10 protein-coding genes and 1 pseudogene are annotated in these 22,649 nt (G+C 45.8%); 3 read left to right on the plus strand and 8 right to left on the minus strand.

Annotated features, from left to right (window positions below; translation table 11 throughout):
* Positions 1 to 117 precede the first annotated feature (117 nt).
* The 4 genes from OCV39_RS19360 to OCV39_RS19375 all read right to left on the minus strand — a co-directional run bounded on the left by OCV39_RS19360 (position 118) and on the right by OCV39_RS19375 (position 14,803).
* The gene (locus tag OCV39_RS19360; protein ID WP_261889746.1) at positions 118 to 1,431 is read right to left on the minus strand and encodes an HlyD family type I secretion periplasmic adaptor subunit; all 1,314 of its coding nucleotides are present in this window, start codon (positions 1,429 to 1,431) and stop codon (positions 118 to 120) included.
* Positions 1,424 to 3,622, minus strand: coding sequence for a peptidase domain-containing ABC transporter (locus tag OCV39_RS19365; protein ID WP_261889747.1), 2,199 nt, complete (start codon positions 3,620 to 3,622; stop codon positions 1,424 to 1,426). Before OCV39_RS19365 ends, OCV39_RS19360 begins: the two co-directional genes overlap by 8 nt.
* Positions 3,619 to 5,265: an ABC transporter transmembrane domain-containing protein gene (locus tag OCV39_RS19370; RefSeq protein WP_261889748.1), complete on the minus strand. Its 1,647-nt coding sequence runs from the start codon at positions 5,263 to 5,265 to the stop codon at positions 3,619 to 3,621. The genes OCV39_RS19365 and OCV39_RS19370 overlap by 4 nt, the downstream gene beginning before the upstream one ends.
* A 490-nt stretch (positions 5,266 to 5,755) precedes the next feature.
* Positions 5,756 to 14,803 carry a VCBS domain-containing protein gene (locus tag OCV39_RS19375; protein ID WP_261889749.1) on the minus strand — a complete coding sequence of 3,016 codons (9,048 nt, stop codon included), beginning with the start codon at positions 14,801 to 14,803 and terminating at the stop codon, positions 5,756 to 5,758.
* Positions 14,804 to 15,170: 367 nt separating this feature from the next.
* On the opposite strand from OCV39_RS19375, the gene OCV39_RS19380 reads away from it, so the two are divergent.
* From OCV39_RS19380 to OCV39_RS19390, 3 genes are all read left to right on the plus strand, one after another.
* On the plus strand, positions 15,171 to 16,478 hold the full coding sequence (locus OCV39_RS19380; RefSeq protein ID WP_113795471.1) for a TolC family outer membrane protein: 1,308 nt from the start codon (positions 15,171 to 15,173) through the stop codon (positions 16,476 to 16,478).
* 5 nt (positions 16,479 to 16,483) lie between these two features.
* Positions 16,484 to 17,101 carry an OmpA family protein gene (locus OCV39_RS19385; protein ID WP_171757461.1) on the plus strand — a complete coding sequence of 206 codons (618 nt, stop codon included), beginning with the start codon at positions 16,484 to 16,486 and terminating at the stop codon, positions 17,099 to 17,101.
* A gap of 355 nt (positions 17,102 to 17,456) precedes the next feature.
* Positions 17,457 to 19,106 (plus strand): ABC transporter substrate-binding protein, encoded by a 1,650-nt coding sequence (locus OCV39_RS19390; protein WP_171757462.1) that lies wholly within the window; start codon positions 17,457 to 17,459, stop codon positions 19,104 to 19,106.
* 247 nt (positions 19,107 to 19,353) lie between these two features.
* On the opposite strand, the gene OCV39_RS19395 is transcribed toward OCV39_RS19390, so the two are convergent.
* The 4 genes and pseudogenes from OCV39_RS19395 to OCV39_RS19410 all read right to left on the minus strand — a co-directional run.
* On the minus strand, positions 19,354 to 19,560 hold the full coding sequence (locus OCV39_RS19395; protein WP_261889750.1) for a hypothetical protein: 207 nt from the start codon (positions 19,558 to 19,560) through the stop codon (positions 19,354 to 19,356).
* Between the two features lie 24 nt (positions 19,561 to 19,584).
* On the minus strand, positions 19,585 to 20,772 hold the full coding sequence (locus OCV39_RS19400) for an alpha/beta hydrolase (protein WP_261889751.1): 1,188 nt from the start codon (positions 20,770 to 20,772) through the stop codon (positions 19,585 to 19,587).
* A 20-nt stretch (positions 20,773 to 20,792) separates the two neighbouring features.
* Positions 20,793 to 22,010: a multidrug effflux MFS transporter gene (locus OCV39_RS19405; RefSeq protein ID WP_261889752.1), complete on the minus strand. Its 1,218-nt coding sequence runs from the start codon at positions 22,008 to 22,010 to the stop codon at positions 20,793 to 20,795.
* 145 nt (positions 22,011 to 22,155) lie between these two features.
* Positions 22,156 to 22,629: pseudogene (locus OCV39_RS19410) on the minus strand (MBL fold metallo-hydrolase); the annotation flags it as partial.
* Positions 22,630 to 22,649: the final 20 nt, after the last annotated feature.

The raw sequence follows: 22,649 nt of genomic DNA on the forward strand, positions 1-22,649 counted from the left end.
CTCTTCTAAAGAACATACAAAACAAAGAAAATGAAAACCAAAAAGGGAGCACATGATGTGCTCCCTTTTGCTTTCTATTTTCTTATGTGTTTACTATTCTGCGAATCTCTATAGCGATTACCTTTCACCAAACGCGACACTCACGTTCGTGTAAATTGGCTTCCACAGGTATTGAAAAACGGACTTCTCACCGGTTGTAATATCCACCTCGCCCGTCATACCTGGCAAGATAGAAAAACTCTCCGGATTATCACGGAAATAAGGAACATCCACCGAGACGACGACTTCATAATAGATTTCACCGCGTTCACTTTGACTTGTGGTTGGAGAGATACTCTCAACCATACCTTTCAATGCGCCAAAGCGACTGTAGTCAAACGCATCAATCTTGATTCGAGTCGGCTGGCCTACGCTCACAAAACCAATATCTCTTGGCGATAATCGAGCCTTAAAGTCAGCCTTCCCACCCACAGGAACAATTTCAACCACGGTACCGCCCGGTTGAATTACCCCACCATTCTTGGTACTTGGAAGACTTTGGACTAACCCTTGTAATGGTGAAACTAACGTCGTGTTGGTTACTTTAGCTTGGCTTGAACGAACTCTCGCGTTAAGTGCGGACAAATCGGACACCGCTTTAGAACGGTCGTCACTGACTTTCACTTTTGCTTCCGCGAGTAGTTGCCCAATTTTTTGTTCGACCCCATCCGCTTGTTTAATCAACACCGCTTTTTTACCACGCGCCTCTTCGATCTTCTGCTCAATGCTTGCCAACTTTTGGCGCATTTCCAACACTCTTAATCGTGAAATATTGCCAGACTTGTAACCCTTCTCTAGGATATTCAATTCTTGTTTTGTCGCCGAAAGTTCTTTCTCATAACTCGGCAACGACTTCTCCAAACTACGAAGCTGTTCTGCAATCTGTTCGCTGTCTTTTTCAAGAACAATACGTTTCTGATAATAGAGACCCTTTTGAGCATTAAGTTGTGCTTTTTGCTGGCTTACTATCTCTGGGAAATCAATTTCAAACTCTCCGAAATTCGGTTCACGATCATCGAGCAAAGCATTCATACGTTCGATACTGGCGAGTAGCGTCACTTGTTGAGATCGTAACTCTTCCAATGCGGTTTGCTGAAAAGTGGCATCAAACTCTACCAACGGCTGACCCTTTTCAACCAGTTGGCCTTCCTTCACTAGGATTCGTTTTAACTTCCCGCCGATATCACTTTGCAGAACTTGTTTTTCTCCTTCAGGAATTACAGCTCCTTTGGCTTTGGCAATTTCATCAACTTGGGTGACTACAGACCAAGTGGCAAAAGCAATGACACATAAAGCAACTGACCATGTCGCCAATGCCAATGTACGAGCCGTATGTTGTGATTCAACAAGTTCGCCGTAGCGCTTGCCCTTCTCGATAGGTTGTTTAGCCATTAGCGACTCCTTGCTTAGACTTTGATTGTTCTTGTTGGGCTGCATTTTGTTCAGCAGACGGTTCTAGAGAAGCTTGAGGCTCTGAAGGCTGTTCCTGCTTCAAAGACTGCTCCGGCTCTAATGGACCGGCATAAACCACAGCACCTTCATTGAGTACCACCACTTTATCGGCAAGCTTGATTAAATCCGGATCGTGAGAGGTATAGATCACCGTTGCATTTCCTTTTTTCGAAGCCAAAAACTCGCCAAATACACGCTTAGCATTTGGATGAGCATCAGGCACGGGGTTATCCATTAAGAACATTGGGTAGTCATAAACCAGCGCTTTCGCGTCAATGAGGATCTGCGCAACACTGCCCGACAACATGTCAAAAAGGCTATCCGGTTGAATACTGCTGATTGAAGTATCCAACCCATCAGGCAACGTGGCGAACCAACGCTTGCCCCCCACAAGTTCAATCGAAGACATCATTTTCTGATCTTCAACTTGATGTCCGTCGTTGAGCCATTCACGAATACTCAACGTGAGCAAATCAGGATAAGCCGCCCGAATAAAGCACCAATGACGATAGAGCTGTGGATCGTATTGAACGAGGTTAACCCCTTCAAGCTCAACCATCCCGTTTTGTATTGGCTGTAGACCAGACAGCACTTCGATCAACGTTGATTTTCCGCTTCCCGAAGGCCCCGTAATTGCAACAATTTCGCCAGCTTCAATATCAAAACTCACACCACTCAATGCAGGGCGACTTTGCTTCGGATAACGTAGAGTCACCTGCTCCAACTTCAAGTTAGGTGCTAACGTTGGCAGCGGGTGGTGTTGGTAGCTAAATTCACGCTCAGACGGTTGAGACAGAATACGGTTCACCTGCAACTTGGACTGATTAAAGCTATTAAAACGCATCGCACTGTTCGCCAACACCTGAGCAGGGCCTGTCACTTTAGATATCAACATCATTGAAGCAATCAAACCACCAGGCGTCATTACTTGTTCAAAAATAAGCCCTATTCCTAACCCCATAACCGCTAACGTCGAACCCACACCAATGAAGTAATAAATCGAGGTGTATCGACTCTGGAGAACCGATTGATTGAACGTCACTGTAGACGCAAGAAGGTTGGCCTTTTGGAAGCGTTGAATCCAGTGCTCTGATAATCCAGCACTGCGAATAAAGGCGAGCTTAGATGACAGCTCATTGGTCATATTTTGACGATTAGTTCCCGCCACCGTCGATTGTATTGAGCGCTTGCTGCTTGAGTGTATCGAACGCTTTGCTAGCAAGTAATAAAGAATCAAAGAGACAATAGGAACCAGCACCAACCATCCGCCTAACACACCAATCGCAAGTACAAAGATAAGAATGAATGGCAGATCAAACAGCGCATTTCCCAAAGGCCCAGACAACACACCTGAAATACGCTCAGACAACATCACTTGGTTTTGTTGACTAGAAGACGCCGTTTGCTGGTTTTGAGCATAACTATTTCTAAGCAAACGTTGAACAAGAGATTGAGAGATCTCGCGACTAACTCGATTTGCCACCGAAGCAAACACTCGGCTGCGCAATGTCCTTAACCAACCCATCATCACAAACAACAAAGCCGCGCCAATGGCGATACCTTGCAACTCATGCCCCGCGTCACCACCAATCACATGGTCATAGATCGACATCGTGATGAATGGAACGGCAAGCGCAAACAAGTTGGTGATAAAACTGACCAGCAGCAATTTAGGAATGATGGGGCGAAATGCATGTAATCTTTCGCCAACCCAATCAGGAGAAGCCTTCTCTAGTGGTGGACCATCTATAACAATACAAAACTGTGGAACATCGGTAATGGCTTCATTCGTGCTAAAAGCAACAAATTGCTTCGATTCTAAATGACCGGAGATCAACTCATGCTCACTAAGAACCAGTAAGACTAATTGATGTTCACCTACCGCATCGAGATTAGCAACCAAGCGATAGGGTAATGCGAGCCTATCGAACATGGCGAACATGTCGTCGATTGATTCAATGCCATTCTCATCGACCCATTGATGTGCGAACAACTGGATATTTGCGTTAACTTCCAATTGCTTAAGAACAGAAAGGCTCTCGGTTTCTAAATGGTTCAGTACCTCTTGTCGATCACTCGTGTCTGGACGGTTGATCGTATCTGAACGGTCACTAGCATCTAAACGATTCATACGACGGCCTCCTGATTGATCTCACTTTCGACCGTAATGGTTCGGCTTTCCACTGTAATAATTCGATTAGCTAATTCGCGAAGTTTCGAATGGTAACTCACCATCAATAACGTGCGTCCTGCCGCCACTTCTTCTTCCAACACCTTAGCTAGATTCCCAAGGGCATCTAAATCGAGTGAAGAGTCCGGTCTCTCTAACATGATTACGGGCTTGTCGCTGGCCAGCTGGGTCGCGATATTGAGCATTTTCACGTTACCCATACTCAATAAAGACGCGCTCGTGTGGCCAATTTGTGTCTCTAGTCCATCGGGCAACCGAGTAATTTCTTTGGTTAATCCCAAGCGTTTAGCATAGTCATTGGCGCTTTGTGTTCTCTCGGGATCAAAGCCACATAAGTTATCGAGAATAGTCCCCGACACCAACTGCCCTTTCACGCCACAGTAGGCAGAAATGTTGGTTACGGATGCGATTGAAACAGCAGTTCCATTAATGAAGCACTCACCCGATTTCAGATCATCAATACCTGCAATCGACGACAATAAATGACTGTTGGTGTGGCGGTCTTCACCCTCTAACAAAACCAACTCCCCTTTATTTAGTATCAGATCCGCATGAGCGAGTTCGCCATATCTTTCAACGGTCGCTTGTTTGATTTCCAAAGTCTCAAAGTCAGATAAATGGGGCTCAGATTGCTCAGAATCTAAAGACTCAGATAGTGACAAGTCACTCAGCTTTTCTATTGCCTGATTGGCACTGTGTATTGAATTGAGCTTGATTCGAACCCCAATCAGAGCGCTCAGCGGCGCGACAGCTCTGCCCGATAAGATAGAACATGCCGCCAACCCACCAGTGGTTAACTGGCCATCCAATACCCACAAGCTACCCGTAATCACGAGTAAGACTGACGTCGCTAACGCTGCAAGCTGAATACACTCTTGTGCGAAAGCATTCTGTTCCTCTTCTCTTGCTTTCGACTGAGAGCGAACGTTATTTAGGGATTTAAACTGATTGAAGATTCGAGACTCAACAGCCTGACGTTTGATTCCCTGAATGGTTTGGCTCAGCAAAATCAAGAACGCTTTTCGCTCCTGCTCATCTTGGGAAGCTTCTTCACTTAGACTTTTAACGCGAATAGAAGATAACCAAACAATTCCGAGAGTAACCAGCCAAACCGCCAAAGGTATCGCCACTAGCTCACCGCCAATGTAAGCCACCAAACCAAGAAAGATCAGTGCAAAAGGAAGATCGATAAAGCCAGCTATTACCCCACCAGAATACCAGTCTTTGACTTTTGATACGGAGCTCAACCCCTCTTCCACGCCCCCAACACCTAGATGGCGAATATGACCCGATGAAGCATTAGTCACTCTTTCAACTAAGGTTTGGTAGGTCGCTTTCTCGGTATTACTGGCGGCTGCAGACAAAAGCCAAGTACGCACGAATCGAATCAATGCTTCCATCGCGACGGCCAATGTCGCACCAGCCAATAGCAGAGTGGCGGTACCGTAACTTTGGTTAGGTAAAATACGATCGTAAATTTGTAAAACCGTTAATGGAACGGCGAGAGAGAGAATATTGATGAGTAAAGAAGGCAGTAAGACTTTTCCTACCACCCCTTTGTTTTTCATTGAACTTGCGGGCATACATAATCCTTATCCATGCTTATGAAATAAGATTGGTACACCATGCTTGGTATTGCAAGATAACAAACTGATTTAACGTGTTTTTTGGGATCTTCACCATCTAGTTTAGATTTGGCAAAACAAGAGTACCCTAAATACGGCAAAAATAAGAAAACGGACACTTTGAAATTGTTTTTAATGGCCTATTGAGAGTCTATAGTACCGGTAAGACCTGACATCATTTACAAACGATTGATCGATAACATTTCTTCGTCAGAGAACCTACCATCTCCAGGTCAAGTTTTACCTCATTTTTATCCTTACGATACGAAGCAACACGATAATATTCGTATTTTGATATTTAAAAATTCGTCACTAAAGGGATATTGCCGCATTCGCGGGACACGAAGTTCCTAATGTCACTGTAACCTATAGATTAACCAAAATAAACGGCATCTGAATAGTCCAGATGCCGCTTAACATTAATGATTATCTTGCCAAGGCTAAATTATTAGACAGTTGTAAACACATGATGCTGGAACAACTGGTCAACAATTTCATGAGAGCTCGCTGATGCGCCCAATTCTAGGCCAGACATATCGAAGCCTTCCAACGCTACCGATGTAAACTGACCTGTCTCGTTAGTAATGGTTAGATTAAGGATATCCTGTTCACCATCAAAACTAGCGCTAACATGTTCCAGTAAGGCATCCATACCAACCATATCATCTGCTGGCGAAATGATATCACTCAAATCTAACTTATCTTCAGCTAGATTGAAGTCTTTGATCACATCCATAGATAGCTCAGAACTTAAAGACTCGTTGGTGAAAGTAAACGTATCGCTCCCCTCACCTCCTGTTAGGATATCATTCCCCAAACCGCCTATAAGTATATCGTTGCCTAGGCCACCAACTAAGATGTCGTCGCCTGCAGCGCCACTTAAGGTGTCTGCCCCTTCTTGTCCCAACATGATGTCAATAGTTTCACTACCATCAAGTAGGTTAGATAACTCATTCCCTATGATAGCGTGACGTTCAGTTGAAGCAATATCAGCGCCAGACTCGCTTAGCGTTAAGGTAAAAACGTTGTCACTGAACCCGCTTCTTCCATCTGACACTTTAAAGAGAAAGTTAAGATCAACTTGTTGATTACCTTCTAAGGTAAAGCTATCACTTTGTGTAAAACTGTAGCTCCCATTTGACTCAACTTGCAACAAACCAAATGCCGTTTCGACATGCAAACTCCCATCAACTTGATAAGTCGAAGAAACCAGTTCTTGGTCGACAGCGACACCATGCGTATCAGCACTTAAAAGAGTAAAATCCCCATCAACCAAAGATACTGTCATGATGTCGCCATCCGCATCTTGGCTTCCTGAAAGCAACTCACCAGCAATTGGTTCAGGTGAAAAATGGTTCAGGAACTGACCTAACTCTTCGCCAGAGTCGATAAATACAACTTTGTCGCTCAGCTCTTCTAGCGCTTGTGCTGCATTTTCACTATCTGACGTTGCAATACCAATACCATATACTTTGGCATCATGTGTTTGCTTGTAGTCTTCCCATCGTTCATTCAAATCCGGAGCTGCTACTTCACCTTCTTTAGGATTTGGTGCGCCGTCAGAGATAAAGAATATGGTCTCTTTGCTTTCGATTGGCTGTTCTTTCAAGTACAGATCCCAATCAAAATTGCCGTTTTCATCTAAGCCATCTTGCCAAGGGAAGTGAGTCCCTATTTCATTAGAGCCCATGACAGCTTCTAGTGCCTTGCTATAGTCAGTGTTCGTCCCGTGATCAATATCACACCATCGACTCACGTAAGAGGCAACTTCACTCAGATATTCAGGATCATTAGAATCGCGTCCATTCTGCAAAGGCGGACGACTCATTTCCTCTACTTGATCTAAAGTCAACCAGCTCTGTGTAGACGTATCGCCATCAAAACGAACCAAACGAATGAAAGTATTAGATTGACCACCATCCTCTATCATATTTACAACCATAGAGTGCAGAGCATCTGCTGCTTTATAAGCTCTTGATTCACTCTTTTCTGCGGTTGCTTCACTACCAACGGTGTTTTGCCCATCAAAGGTGAGAGTCATACTGTTAGACTCATCAAACACAACCGTCACTTTGTTAATCGGCAAGTCTTCCATTTCAGCAAAGCTGTGTACTGGCGATGACGTTGGCGCATGGTTTTCAGTTACGTTTAGAGTGACCTGAGTTGTGTCTTTATCCGTACCGTCCGTCGCCGTGACTTCCAACTGATAACTATTCTGAACAGAGTGGTCTAACTTAACCCCGTCTTTAAGCCAAATCTCACCGCTATTTGAATCTACGCTGAATAAATTGGCATCACCGCCACTTAGCTCGTATTCAATAGTATCTACGCCATCAGGATCGAAAGCTTCAACTTTACCCACCAACAATCCGGATTCCAGCTCTGCAACGTTAAAAGTTGCATTATCCGCTGTTGGCATACCGCTGACATCGGTTCCATGAGTCTGATCTGCATCAGTATTGCTAATAAACTCAGGAGCGCGATCTCGAATATCGATAGTCACTTCACCAGTGGCAGTATCGCCATCCGCGTCGATAACGGTTACATCAAATCTTTCTTGTTGATGACCAGCAACATTCGTCGCTTTATAATCATAGCGACCATTCTCAAAGTTAATGGTTAACGTGCCGTGCTCGGTGTCAATCTCTGCCAACGAGTGCGAAGAAATAACCGTTCCATCACTCTTACTAACAGTACCTTCCACTTTATTATATTGGTAGGTTTCACCATCCACCTCTATTTGATCGACCCATTGGCTGTCGCCACTAATATCATCTAAAAGGTTACTTTGAAGCTGACCTGATACTGTTTTATTCAGGAGCCCCTCTATTTGAGAATCATCTGTCACCACTAGTGCTGAGCCTTTATCGGTTGCCACTGGTTCTAGATATTTCATATCCGCACCAGCACCAATACCAATTGACCAAATGTTCTCTAAAGATGCACCACTCGAACCGATACTGTGCTCCATCGCATTTTCAAGAATGATATTTTGCTCAGCTTCTGTCGGTTTATCCCAACCATTAACTAAGTACTCGTAACGCTGCTCACTTTCAAAATCGTCGGCTGTAGACCACTTCATTAAGCTATCGCGTAACCCACTATATGCAGGGTCTGAAGTATTTGTCCATGAATTGAAATCGCTTGGTGCACCATCTGAAATAAAGTAAAGCTGATGACTGCTAGTATCGCCCGTTTCATGGCTAAGTTCGGTTAATGCTTCGTTTACCTGATCGATCGCTTGGCTGTATGGCGTCCAACCGCCGCGGCCAATTGAATCCAGATAAGTATCAATATCCTCCACAGACTCCAACCATTCAGACGTTTTACCCTCAGGGTATCCTGAGTGTGTCGCAATCTTAAATCGAACATCACCAAGATCATCATATTTTTCAAACATGGTTTTAATTGCACTACGTGCAAGGTCCCAGCGGGTAACTTCAACACCTTGTTCGTTTTTAACCATATCTGACCACATTGAACCTGACGCATCTAACGCAATGACGACACTGTTGTTTTGTGGGTCAACGTCCATGATTTCATGGTGCCCTGAATTAACTGAAGGTAAAGAATCAACGACGCCAAGGTGCATGGTCGCATTTTCAACTCGACCACCTGCATCCACTTGAATGTTGACAGGGATATCTAACGTATCAGCACCTTGTTCCGGGTGATCTACTGGTTCATATTGTTCGACGGTATAATGCCCAGTTTTACCATCAATACTAGCTTCAATCACTTTGACCTTATCATCACCTGAGCTAACATATCCTGTCAAAGTCCCGCGATCGTCACTCACTTCAAACACGACAGGCTTGCCTTCACTGGTAACGTTCTGCAGATTCTGTTCAGAATCAAATCGGAACTCTGCATCGGATGCTAAACCAAGGTCTGCAACTAAATCACCTTCTGCATGTACGCCAGCATCCGAACCAACGGCAGACTCATCAAGCATGATATGCGAATCATCCAATGAGATAGGTTCACCTACCACATGAACTGTCACTTCTGCTTCATCAGTTAGACCATCCGCATCTTCAATGACGTATTTAAATGAGTATTCCTTTATCTCCCCTGTTTTGATCGTACGCTGATCTTCTGGCAACGACTCAAGATACTTAGCTGCATCAAAAACCAATTTGCCATCTACTAAATTTAAATATTCTGTTTGTGGGTAATCGATAATGGTTAGTTCGTCACCGTCTGGATCGCTATCATTCGCCAACACATCCAACTCTAGAATACCTGCTCCTGTTGTTTGATAGTCGTCATCAAAGCTCGTCAAATCGGCGGAAACTTGCGTTACAAAGTACTCCGACCCTTTAGGATCAACCACACCATCTTTGTAACCCACAGCTGACATTTCAATGCTATCGAAATATCGACCGTCAGCGTCAATACTCACAACTTGCTTGCCATTGCTAGTGCCTTCAAATACACCCGAAGCGACAACCTCACCTTTGTAGTAAGCTTTCCAAACACCGCGCTCAACTCCTGGCTCCCAAGAGCTCCAAAGATTATTAACTTGAACTTCAGCATGATCTGCGACTTGACTATCAGCGAAAGTGAAACGCATAGCCTCACTGTGTGAAGTGGCATCATCGAATCCAATTTGGCCATCTTTTACCTGATCCGTACCGCCATCTAAAGAAGAGCTAACCCCGAACTTATGCGCACCACCGTCACCGGTGTAATCCGCCTTGTTAGCATCACCGATTCTGTTACCTGTGTTGGTATCAACTATGTAGTAATCCACACTAATATCGGTGCTCTCGTCCCAGTTCGTGTGATCTAAAACCTTCGTCTCTTTCTCAATACCCTTGTCATCTTCAGCTATTGGAGCTTCGTTAATGTCATTTATCACGACATTGACGTTGGCCGTATCCTTCGCACCAGACTGATCTTCAACTTCTACCAATAATTGGTAGCTATCCAACGTTTCATGATCAAAGACTACGCCGCTTTTAACGCTGATCTCACCTGTGAGGCTGTTGATTTCAAACAGGTCGGTGTGGTTAGTTAACTGATAAGTTACGCTACTCCCTTTATCAACATCAAATGCCTCGACCTGCCCAATTACCCCAGCAACAGTATTCTCATTGATACTAAACTGGTAGCTATCGGTATCAGCTTTACCGTCTTCATCTAGGCCGTGGCTATCATTCGTTCCACTAATAAATTCCGGAGCATCGTTGTTACCAGTAATAGTCACCACCACGTCATGAGGGGTGCCGTCCGCCGACGTCACTGTCAGAGTACGGATCACCGGATCGCTATCGGCGTCTAACGCTTGCACGTCTGGGTGGCGGTTGTTCAGCTCATACGTCCAGTGGCCATCGGCATCAATGGAGAACGTGCCCCAGTGGCCGTCTTGAACGTTGGTTTGTGGTTGGAAGACCGCTTCGCCTGCATCAGGATCCGCCACGGTTAAGTTGCCACCCGTGGTCAGCGTGACGTCTTCTTGCACTGCGCCCGCGCCATCACCCGGTTGCTCTGGTGTGATGACCGCTTGGTCGTCTGAGCCCACGATGGTCACGACCACGTTATGAGGAGTGCCGTCCGCCGACGTCACTGTCAGGGTGCGAGTCACCGGATCGCTATCAGCATCGAGAGCTTGCACGTCTGGGTGGCGGTTGTTCAACTCATACGTCCATTTACCAGTCTCATCGATAGAGAAGGTGCCCCAGTTACCATCTTGAACGTCGGTTTGAGGTTGGAAGACCGCTTCTCCGGCATCAGGATCCGCCACGGTTAAGTTGCCACCAGTGGTCAGCGTGACGTCTTCTTGCACCGCGCCCGCATCGTCACCCGGTTGCTCTGGCGTGATGATCGCTTGGTCGTCTGAGCCCGCGATGGTCACGACTACGTCATGAGGGGTGCCGTCCGCCGACGTCACTGTCAGGGTACGGATCACAGGATCGCTATCGGCGTCGAGAGCTTGCACGTCTGGGTGGCGGTTGTTCAGCTCATACGTCCAGTTGCCATCCGCATCGATCGAGAACGTGCCCCAGTGGCCGTCTTGAACGTCGGTTTGTGGTTGGAAGACCGCTTCGCCTGCATCAGGATCCGCCACGGTTAAGTTGCCACCCGTGGTCAGCGTGACGTCTTCTTGCACCGCGCCCGCATCATCACCCGGCTGCTCTGGCGTGATGATCGCTTGGTCGTCTGAGCCCGCGATGGTCACGACTACGTCATGAGGGGTGCCGTCCGCCGACGTCACTGTCAGGGTACGGATCACAGGATCGCTATCGGCATCGAGAGCTTGCACGTCTGGGTGGCGGTTGTTCAGCTCATACGTCCATTTACCAGTCTCATCAATCGAGAAGGTGCCCCAGTGGCCGTCTTGAACGTCGGTTTGTGGTTGGAAGACCGCTTCTCCGGCATCAGGATCAGACACGGTTAAGTTGCCACTCGTGGTCAGCGTGACGTCTTCTTGCACCGCGCCCGCGTCGTCACCCGGTTGCTCTGGTGTGATGATCGCTTGGTCGTCTGAGCCCGCGATGGTCACCACCACGTCATGAGGGGTGCCGTCCGCCGACGTCACTGTCAGGGTACGGATCACCGGATCGCTATCGGCGTCTAACGCTTGCACGTCAGGGTGGCGGTTGTTCAGCTCATACGTCCAGTGGCCATCGGCATCAATCGAGAAGGTGCCCCAGTTACCATCTTGAACGTCGGTTTGTGGCTGGAAGACCGCGTCACCCGTATCAGGATCCGCCACGTTTAAGTTGCCACCTGTGGTCAGCGTGACGTCTTCTTGCACCGCGCCCGCGTCATCACCCGGTTGCTCTGGTGTGATGACCGCTTGGTCGTCTGAGCCCGCGATGGTCACCACCACGTCATGAGGGGTGCCGTCCGCCGACGTGACTGTCAGAGTACGGATCACCGGATCGCTATCAGCATCTAACGCTTGCACGTCTGGGTGGCGATTGTTCAGCTCATACGTCCAGTTGCCATCGGCATCGATAGAGAACGTGCCCCAGTTACCATCTTGAACGTTGGTTTGTGGGTGGAAGACCGCTTCGCCGGCATCAGGATCAGACACGGTTAAGTTGCCGATCGTGGTCAGCGTGACGTCTTCTTGCACCGCGCCTTTATCATCACCCGGTTGCTCTGGTGTGATGATCGCTTGGTCGTCTGAGCCCGCGATGGTCACCACCACGTCATGAGGGGTGCCGTCCGCCGACGTCACTGTCAGGGTACGGATCACCGGATCGCTATCGGCGTCTAACGCTTGCACGTCTGGGTGGCGGTTGTTCAGCTCATACGTCCAGTTGCCCTCGGCATCGATAGAGAAGGTGCCCCAGTGGCCGTCTTGAACGTCGGTTTGTGGCTGGAAGACCGCTTCGCCGGCATCAGGATCAGACACGGTTAAGTTGCCACCCGTGGTCAGCGTGACGTCTTCTCTTACTGCACCCGCATCGTCACCCGGTTGCTCTGGTGTGATGATCGCTTGGTCGTCTGAGCCCGCGATGGCCACCACCACATCATGAGGGGTGCCGTCCGCCGACGTCACTGTCAGGGTACGGATCACCGGATCGCTATCGGCGTCTAACGCTTGCACGTCTGGGTGGCGGTTGTTCAGCTCATACGTCCAGTTGCCCTCGGCATCGATAGAGAACGTGCCCCAGTTACCATCTTGAACGTCGGTTTGTGGTTGGAAGACCGCGTCACCGGCATCAGGATCCGCCATGGTTAAGTTGCCACCCGTGGTCAGCGTGACGTCTTCTTGCACTGCGCCTGCGTCGTCACCCGGTTGCTCTGGTGTGATGACCGCTTGGTCGTCTGAGCCCGCGATGGTCACCACCACGTCATGAGGGGTGCCGTCCGCCGACGTCACTGTCAGAGTACGGATCACCGGATCGCTATCGGCGTCTAACGCTTGCACGTCTGGGTGGCGGTTGTTCAGCTCATACGTCCAGTTGCCCTCGGCATCGATAGAGAAGGTGCCCCAGTGGCCGTCTTGAACGTCGGTTTGTGGCTGGAAGACCGCTTCGCCGGCATCAGGATCAGACACGGTTAAGTTGCCACCCGTGGTCAGCGTGACGTCTTCTCTTACTGCACCCGCATCGTCACCCGGTTGCTCTGGTGTGATGATCGCTTGGTCGTCTGAGCCCGCGATGGCCACCACCACATCATGAGGGGTGCCGTCCGCCGACGTCACTGTCAGGGTACGGATCACCGGATCGCTATCGGCGTCTAACGCTTGCACGTCTGGGTGGCGGTTGTTCAGCTCATACGTCCAGTTGCCCTCGGCATCGATAGAGAACGTGCCCCAGTTACCATCTTGAACGTCGGTTTGTGGTTGGAAGACCGCGTCACCGGCATCAGGATCCGCCATGGTTAAGTTGCCACCCGTGGTCAGCGTGACGTCTTCTTGCACTGCGCCTGCGTCGTCACCCGGTTGCTCTGGTGTGATGACCGCTTGGTCGTCTGAGCCCGCGATGGTCACCACCACGTCATGAGGGGTGCCGTCCGCCGACGTCACTGTCAGAGTACGGATCACCGGATCGCTATCGGCGTCTAACGCTTGCACGTCTGGGTGGCGGTTGTTCAGCTCATACGTCCAGTTGCCATCCGCATCGATAGAGAACGTGCCCCAGTGGCCGTCTTGAACGTCGGTTTGAGGCTGGAAGACCGCGTCACCAGCATCAGGATCCGCCACGGTTAAGTTGCCGCTCGTGGTCAGCGTGACGTCTTCTTGCACCGCGCCCGCATCGTCACCCGGTTGCTCTGGTGTGATGATCGCTTGGTCGTCTGAGCCCGCGATGGTCACCACCACGTCATGAGGGGTGCCGTCCGTCGACGTCACTGTTAAAGTACGGATCACCGGATCGCTATCGGCGTCTAACGCTTGCACGTCTGGGTGGCGGTTGTTCAGCTCATACGTCCAGTTGCCCTCGGCATCGATAGAGAAGGTACCCCAGTGGCCGTCTTGAACGTTGGTTTGAGGTTGGAAGACCGCTTCGCCTGCATCAGGATCCGCCACGGTTAAGTTGCCACTCGTGGTCAGCGTGACGTCTTCTCTTACTGCGCCTGCATCGTCACCATCAATTAACGCCGTGGAGTTACTACTATCTATTTCAGAAGAACGGTGTACCTCAGGTAAATCTTTGGTATCACTCTGCTCACTGTCTAAACCTGCTGTTTCAAAAAACGTACTTGCCAGAAGTTCAGCTCCAGAACGTTCAATCGTTCCGGAAGACGTTAAACTAGAACCTAATTGCTCACCTGCAGCTGTGGCATATTCCTCTCCTAACTCTGTTGGGTCATCGCCTTGCGCGACGGCTTTAACAATGTCCTCCACTACAAGAGGTATATCTGAGTTCGTATCACCACTTTCTACGGAAGTGTTTAAAGCTAGAGAGCCACTTTTTAACGTCTCTACGACAATCTCACCCGGAAGCAAGTTATCCTTAGATTCAACTACTTTAATGTGACCATCTTTACCGATTACAACATACTTATCTGTAGCTGAGCTTGACTTTCCAACCAAAATTATTACCCCATTGAGCAGATGAAATAATCCCTTCCCTCGATTAATTCAGGGAATGGGCATTACTTCAGGCAGTGATACATATAAGTGATAATTTATCATTAATTGCCCAACGTAAAACATGCACTTTTTCACCAATAAATTTCATGTTTTAAAGTTGTTTTATTTTGCTCCATAAAGACATATGTTATGCGGCTTATTTTTAGGACTTTGTTCCGACAATTACATTTTTTGAGAGATGATGGTTTAAATTTACAAAGCCAGATCTTATACAAACATTTCTTTAATATATTCAGTTCTTACAGTTTCAATATTGAGACATAAATTAAAAATAATTAGCGTTGCGAATTATTTGGGGAGATTTCTTTTGAAGCTTAGTAGTATTAGTCTTGTGTGTTTTGGTTTGTTAATACCCCTTCACTCAAGCGCACAGACATTAGAGCAGGCTGTAGCAGTTACATTTGCAACCAACCCAGAGATTAAGAGTGCGTTCAATGAATATATGAGCAAACGCTACATCATTGATCAATCAAGTGGCGCGTATAAACCAACTATCGATTTAGACGCTAGTATCGGTTATGAAGGTATAGACTCTGCGAACTCTGCAGATAGAACAGACATGACCCGTAAAGACGCCTCAATTACATTTAACCAACTAATTTGGGATGGTTCAAAAACTCTATACGATATAGATCGTACATCAGCAGACGCAGAATCGGTGCGTTATCAATTGCTGGCTGATGCTCAAAATGCTGCTCTACAAGTTGCTAAAGCGTATCTGGACGTAATTGAGGCGCAGGAATTCATTACACTTTCTGAAAACAACCTAAATACGCACGAACGTATTTATACTGATATCAAAAAACGTACACAATCGGGAATTGGCTCAATTGCAGACCTGACTCAAGTTGAAGGGCGTCTAGCAAAGGCTCACAGCAATTTACTAGCGGCACAAAACAACTACAAAGATGCACAAACCGCATTTATTCGATTAGTGGGCGAAAAACCTCAGGATCTGATCTTTCCACGCGCGGACCAAAACTTTATCTCAAGCAGCTTAGATGAGGCTAAAAATCAAGCTTTTGAAAACCATCCAGTTATCAAAATAGCATTAGCTGATGTTGATTCTGCAAGATTCCAATACCAGCAAACAGACGCTAACTACTTCCCAGTGGTTTCTGTTGAAGCAGCACAAAGTTGGCGTGATGATGCAGGAGGTATTGAAGGTAGCAGCTCTGAAACTACGGCGATGCTTCGTCTCCGTTACAACCTCTACAATGGTGGCAGAGATTCTGCAAACGCTGACAGTATGGCCTACCAACTCAACAAAGCGAAAGATCTACGTGAGCGTGCCTACCGAAGTGTTGAACAAGAACTAGGCCTATCGTGGAGTGCTCTAGAACTGACTGGTAAGCAAAAAACCTTCCTAAGTCAGCATGTTGACTTTATGTCGGACACTGTTATTGCTTACCAAAAACAATACCGCATCGGTAAACGTACCTTGCTTGATTTGCTCAATACTGAAAATGAGTTATTTGAATCACGAAAAAGTTATCTCGAAACTCAGTTCGCTCAACAATACGCTAAATACCGAACTCTAACTTCTACAGGAAAATTACTTGATGCATTGCGCGTCGATATCCCTCAAGAATGGACTCAGCCAGTAGAGTACTAAACACGATGAAAACCAATACCTTAAAATTTCTAGCTTTAACTACAATGAGCCTAAATAGCGCATTTGCAACGGATCAGTTCGATTACATTCCTACTCCAGAAGCCGTTCAGGTCGCTGACCTGCAAGACTTGGACAATGATGGCGTTATCAATGCTCGCGATCTGTGTTCAAATACCCCGCTTGGTGCCGAAGTAGATAATGATGGCTGCGAAACCTACCTAAACAAAGAAGAACAGTATCAACTTAAGATCTTGTTTGCTAATGATTCAGATAGCATTAACTCAGCATTCCAACAAAAGATTACTGAATTGGCCACATTTCTTAAGAAGTACCCTACGGCTTCTATCGAGATACAAGGTTATGCAAGTAAGGTTGGAAGCACTACCTATAACCTTGATTTATCACGTCGCCGAGCAAGCAACGTACGTAATCTATTAATTAAACAGAACATTTCAGAGAAAAGGCTAACTATTGTAGGCTTTGGTGATACTCATTTAGTCAAATTAGGCACGGATGATGTAAGCCACGCTTTAAACCGTCGAGTAACAGCTACCGTTATTGGGCATAAAGGTATGGTCAAAGATGAATGGACTATATTTACTACTTTTCCAAAAGTAGACTAACACCCCAGCCCCTAGTTAATTTTCACTAGTTACTAGGGGCATTTCTCTCCTTCGTATTCAGCGATAAAAATCAAATCTGAATAAACTTTACTCACCAATAAGTTTTTAGATAAAAAATCAGAAACTAATAACTAATATATTTATAACTAAGAGAACATAATTATCTTAATAAATTAAGTAAAAACATAAGCCGTTTTAAGAAAATAGTAGTAATATATTTATCTAAAACAGAAATGATACTTTTTAAGTGAATATAGCATGGCTATTCTAAGCCAACTTTAAGGCTATTCCTTATATTAGGTTTTAAATCTAAGTATCCCCTCTTTATCTTTTAAACAAACCGTGGCATAGCAAAATGACCGAAACATGTCTTCGTAGATTGAGTCAGCTACTAAATCATTACAATCACTCTCAGTTGCATCAAGTTAGCTTAGATGATTTGGAAGCCGTCTTTGCCACCTCTAGACGTAATACTTCCAACATCCTCAAGATGCTAGATAACTGTGGTTGGATAAAATGGATACCAGGCCGAGGTCGCGGTAAAGCCAGTACTCTCAAAGTAATGATCTCTATGCATCAAGCCCTGTATCGAACTATCCACCATGAAATTAGTAGCGGTAACTTCGATGCTATTCCCAAATACCTAGAGACGTATAAAGCGGTTGCAGCGAGTGCACTTAGCCAAGCAATGACGGAAGCCGCACAAGAAAATCAAGACGCAAATTCTCTTATCATAAGCCAATATCCTTGGGTTAATGAACTTAACCCATCTGTGACGTATCGCTTTTCAGAGCTCCAAGTCATACGAAGTATTTATGATACCCTGTTCACTATTGATTCTAATGGTCAATTAAGCCCCCACTTAGCCTGTGACTACCAAACTGACGGGAAATTTATCTATATTTGGCTTCGCCCGGATATCCGAAGCCATGATGGCCTTATGCTAGAAGCTCAAGACGTCATCATTGCGCTAGAGCAGTTGGTAGCAACAGACGGCCCTGTAAAAAGATTGTTTCAACAAGTCGTAAAAGTCAGCTTTGATGACACAAGACAAGCTATCTGTATCGAGCTTATTCAGGAGAATCCATTATTCATATTCTGCCTCGCTACTGCTAACGCATCTATCGTATCAAGACGTCACAAAGCTTTTAGTAATCAGAGAAGTGTGGCAATCGGGACAGGCCCATTTAAGCTAGAATACTGGGAAGAAGATAAGATAGTGATGAAAAAACACCATCATTACTTCGCTAAAAAAGCACTGTTGGACCAAATCACCCTCTCCCACCAAGGAGAGGAGCTCGATAAGCATCTCTGTTATAACCAAGACACCGATGATAATGAAAGCTACACGATCCAAGCTTTTTCTTATTTGGCACATAACCGCCGCCCCAGCTGTTCAATTAGCGATCAAACGTGGCAAAGCTTGTTTAAGTTTCTGGAGAGTCGTCGATTTGAATTCGCAGCGCATAGTGACTTGGATGTAATGGATCTAATTGGAGCATCAGAATCAGTGAGCGATATACCAAAGCTTACAGGCACTATTGTCTTGACACATCCAAAATGGACTATCAAATACCTAGAGAGAATGAGTGAGTGGCTTATCGCTTTGATTGGTCAAACTGGCCTAAGAGTAGAGCTAGTAGAATTATCTGATGCTAGTAAACCCCAACTCGTAAAAGAACAAGCGGATTTGCTACTTGTTGAAGACCTTATTGAGCCACCATTACAATACGGTGCATACGAGTGGTTGCTTACAGGGACAGGTATTCGTTTCATCTTTGACACAGATGAGTTTGATCACCACGTCGACGCGGTACACGACGCGATTGCTCAAGGCAGACCTAAGGAACGCTTAATAGAAGTACTCGCCACATTAAGGCATAACGCGAGCATCTTGCCGCTATTTTGGGGCCAAGAACAAGTTACCTGTCAAAAAGGAGTATCTGGTATACAAATACGTAAGTCTGGATACAGTGATTTCTATAAGCTAAGGATAACCCCCTGAGAGGCAAACCACTGATGAAAAGTCATATTTCTGTTTTCTTGAGATATCACCACACTCTAAAAAACAGACAAAACGACGAGCGTTATAACTAAAATTGGGCCACAACTCCCTAAGAATGACTCTTAATTTAGTTTGCCATTTGGCAAAGGCATCAGAACGACGAAGTTTATCTGTCACCATTTTGAACGACTGCTCGCTATAAACGGAAAAAGCAATTTTCCGAATATGGTCAATAATCTTGCATCGACTAACGAATCGTTGGTTTAACCATTTGCCATTGAGATAACGCTTTGTTAGCAGCATCAATACAATAGCCGTCTTGCCTGTCTAACAGGTCAACCAACTTTAAGTGTGAACCCGTTTCCTTCCAATCTGCGCTTACTGGGCCAGCAAACAACAGCGATAGCAACGATATCAGCCCCAGCGACAATGCAGGGTTCGGTGTTTGATACATTTTAGTGTCCTTCTAATATCGACTTTATAGAGCTGTGATAGATTTGGCATAATCCAACATTTCGTCAAAATATGGATTGTAGGTCAGCCTCGCATGAACCTTCCCTTCTTCCTTGTATCCCCAAGCGGAATACCACGGTTCATCACTATTTAAACAAGCTTCATAATCAAGAGGTTCGGTACTGTTACGGCACATTTGGAATTCACCATTAGCGCCATAATAGAAATTGTCTTCACGGTACAACAAGCTCATGTGAGAGAAATTACTGATACGTTTTGACGGCACGCGACTGTCGAAATGAACAACGCGTTTATCTAGCGTATCTGGCTTATCCCCAAACCAAATAAATCGGCTGTTTGCGTTGGTAAACTGTGTTTCAAACAGTTTAAGGACTTCAGCAACATTAACGACACTGTCATCTTGAGTGACCGCTAAAAAAGCAGGTCTGTCGAATGCCTTTCTTTCGAGGGATTTTTGAACCTCGTAGCTAGTCCAGTAATACTGTGCAAAGCCATTCAAAGGTACGCTATTGTATTTCATTTGATTGTTGTGATTTTTCGGGTCGCCTTGGAACACCCAATCAACAAATAGAGCGCCAGCAGGCGCAAGGAAATCTATATCACTGTCAGATTTAAAGGCCGGTGAAAACAGATACAGAGCCTCTATGCTTGAATTGCTATTTGCATAATCCGTCACTAAATTCGCACCAGTAGAGAACCCGGCTAAAGACACCTCAAATCCCTCTTCTTGCATAATCTCGACTTGATTTTTAACTGTATTTTCCCAATCAGATATACTAATCGGCACCAAATCGGCGGGACGACTACCATGCCCCGGAAGCAACACACTGCGCACTAAGTAACCTTCATCGGCGAACTCTTGGGCAACATCGACAAAAGACCAAGGAGAGTCGCCTAGACCATGCACAAAAATGATGCCTTTTTTCAGTGTTTTCGCTTGGTTTGGTGAGATTTCAAAAGGGGTATTATAAGAAAGCTCCGCTGTATGATCGTCTTGCAAAAACACACGATTCTCTTCAAGCCAAGTTTGAACGGTTTGTTGATACTCTAGAAACGAGTCAAACTGTTGCACTGGAAATGCGCTAGTGGACATGTCATAGAGTGGGTGATCATATTCCTGCTCGCTGCTAATGCATCCAACAAGCAATAAACCACACACAATTAAAATAAGAGGCTTAAACCTAAATTTCATAAAATAGCGACCTTTTGTACTTAGTTTGAAATGGAAGATGTTGATGAGTTGTTCTGCTTATTACTGGGGATCCGAGACCATGCCAGCCACAATAAGCCGCTGGTCACACCTATCGACAATTGGATCACACCAAGGCTTTTAATTAAAGAACCAGACTCGACAGAAACCAACATCATGCCCATTGCTCCACAAATCATTGACGTAAATTGAATAATTGCAACGGCAGAACCTGTGTCCTTGTCTTGTTGTTCAAGCATGAAATTAGTACCAGGTACTCGCGTTGTAATGGTAGCTAGCGTGGCTAATCCGATCAATGGGGCGAACAAAAAAGCCGAAGTTTCTCCAAGACTAAAAGTAAGTACGCCACACAAAATCAGAAGCATAAAGCAGAAAGAAATAATACGACTTGCAGACCAGTATTGAGTGATTTTGATGTAAGCCCGAGGTCCAAATGAGGCAAATAGAGCATTTATCGCGAAGATATAACTAAACTCTTGCTCGCTAAAATTAAAGTGCTCCACATAGATGTAAGGACCAGCAGCGACAAACGCCATCATCGACATTGGAGTAAGAGAAAACACTGCCAATAACAACAGAAACCGTGGATTCTTGAGTACGACACCCAGGCGTCCCCAAGATCTCACTACAGATCCGCTATAACGAGATGCCAACGTTTCTGTTAGGCAGAGTGAAAGCACAATCGATAGAAGACCAAAGATACCAAGCACAACAAAAATCATCTGCCAAGTGGCAACCTTAAGCAATAACGCCCCTATGACTGGCGCAACCATAGGCGCAATAACCACCAGCGACATAATGGTTGCCATTACCTTCTCTCGTTCTCTACCATCGTAAAGATCTTTGATAATAGCCACAGCGACAACCGTAACAGCACTACCACCAAACGCTTGAACAATTCGGAAACCAATCAATTGTTCTATGCTACCTGAGTTGGCACATAAGAAACTGGCAACAACGTAAATACTAGCCCCGATCAACAAAATTGGCTTACGACCAAACTTCTCACTGAGAGGTCCCCAAAATAACAACCCGAATGCATAGACAACGAAGTAGCTGCTCAGCGTAAAATTAACCATTGACTGAGTCGTGTCTAACGCTGCCACCATATTAGGAAGAGCGGGTAAATAAAGGTCGGTTGTTAAAGGAGGAAACGCGCTGATCATCACCAAAAAGATCAAAGTACCCGTATTGCCGAGTATGGGTTGTTTGTTTTTCATTACATCACCAAGTAACCGACCTGACACAGCAGGTCAGCATTATGAAATATCAAAACATCCATGTCTTTGAGGACTCAAACACTGCATTTAGCACTTAAAGCTGTCTGAGATAAAAATTGATTTGAAATTAAAAAGAGCTGAGAATCTAAAAACTAGTCGGTTGACCCACTTCAAGCGTAATAAACTCAGAATCTGGTACTTGAGCTTCCTTCTTTGCAACGTCAAGTAACTCAACAGGTTCCAGACGAGACTCCGCCGTCATTTGAAACGTCCCATAGTGCATACCAATCGACTGTTTTGAGTTAAGATCTTGATGAGCTTGCACTGCCTCAAAAGGATCAAGGTGCACCGGCTTGAAAATTTCTCTTGGTGCATACGCGCCAATAGGAATGAAGGCAATATCGACAGGTCCAAACTTCTCATAAGCGTATTTGTAGTGATTGGCATAACCGCTATCGCCTCCAAAATAGATTTTTTGGTCGCCGATATGCATTAAAAAACCGCCCCATAGCGTTGAATTTCTATCGAAGGGAGTTCGACCCGAGTTATGTTGAACTTCTAAAAACCAAAGCTTAAAGATGTCATTAACCTGAACACTCTCTCCCCAATCTAGTTCGGTGGTGTTAACGCTAGAAGGGA

The organism is Vibrio cortegadensis (genome assembly GCF_024347395.1).
Classification (GTDB): Bacteria; Pseudomonadota; Gammaproteobacteria; order Enterobacterales; family Vibrionaceae; genus Vibrio; species Vibrio cortegadensis.

Excerpts from the sequence above, each read along its gene's own strand:
- OCV39_RS19360 (WP_261889746.1), bottom strand. The coding sequence starts at position 1,431 with ATGGCTAAACAACCTATCGAGAAGGGCAAGCGCTACGGCGAACTTGTT.
- OCV39_RS19365 (WP_261889747.1), bottom strand. The coding sequence starts at position 3,622 with ATGAATCGTTTAGATGCTAGTGACCGTTCAGATACGATCAACCGTCCA.
- OCV39_RS19370 (WP_261889748.1), bottom strand. The coding sequence starts at position 5,265 with ATGCCCGCAAGTTCAATGAAAAACAAAGGGGTGGTAGGAAAAGTCTTA.
- OCV39_RS19385 (WP_171757461.1), top strand. The coding sequence starts at position 16,484 with ATGAAAACCAATACCTTAAAATTTCTAGCTTTAACTACAATGAGCCTA.
- OCV39_RS19390 (WP_171757462.1), top strand. The coding sequence starts at position 17,457 with ATGACCGAAACATGTCTTCGTAGATTGAGTCAGCTACTAAATCATTAC.
- OCV39_RS19395 (WP_261889750.1), bottom strand. The coding sequence starts at position 19,560 with ATGTATCAAACACCGAACCCTGCATTGTCGCTGGGGCTGATATCGTTG.
- OCV39_RS19400 (WP_261889751.1), bottom strand. The coding sequence starts at position 20,772 with ATGAAATTTAGGTTTAAGCCTCTTATTTTAATTGTGTGTGGTTTATTG.
- OCV39_RS19405 (WP_261889752.1), bottom strand. The coding sequence starts at position 22,010 with ATGAAAAACAAACAACCCATACTCGGCAATACGGGTACTTTGATCTTT.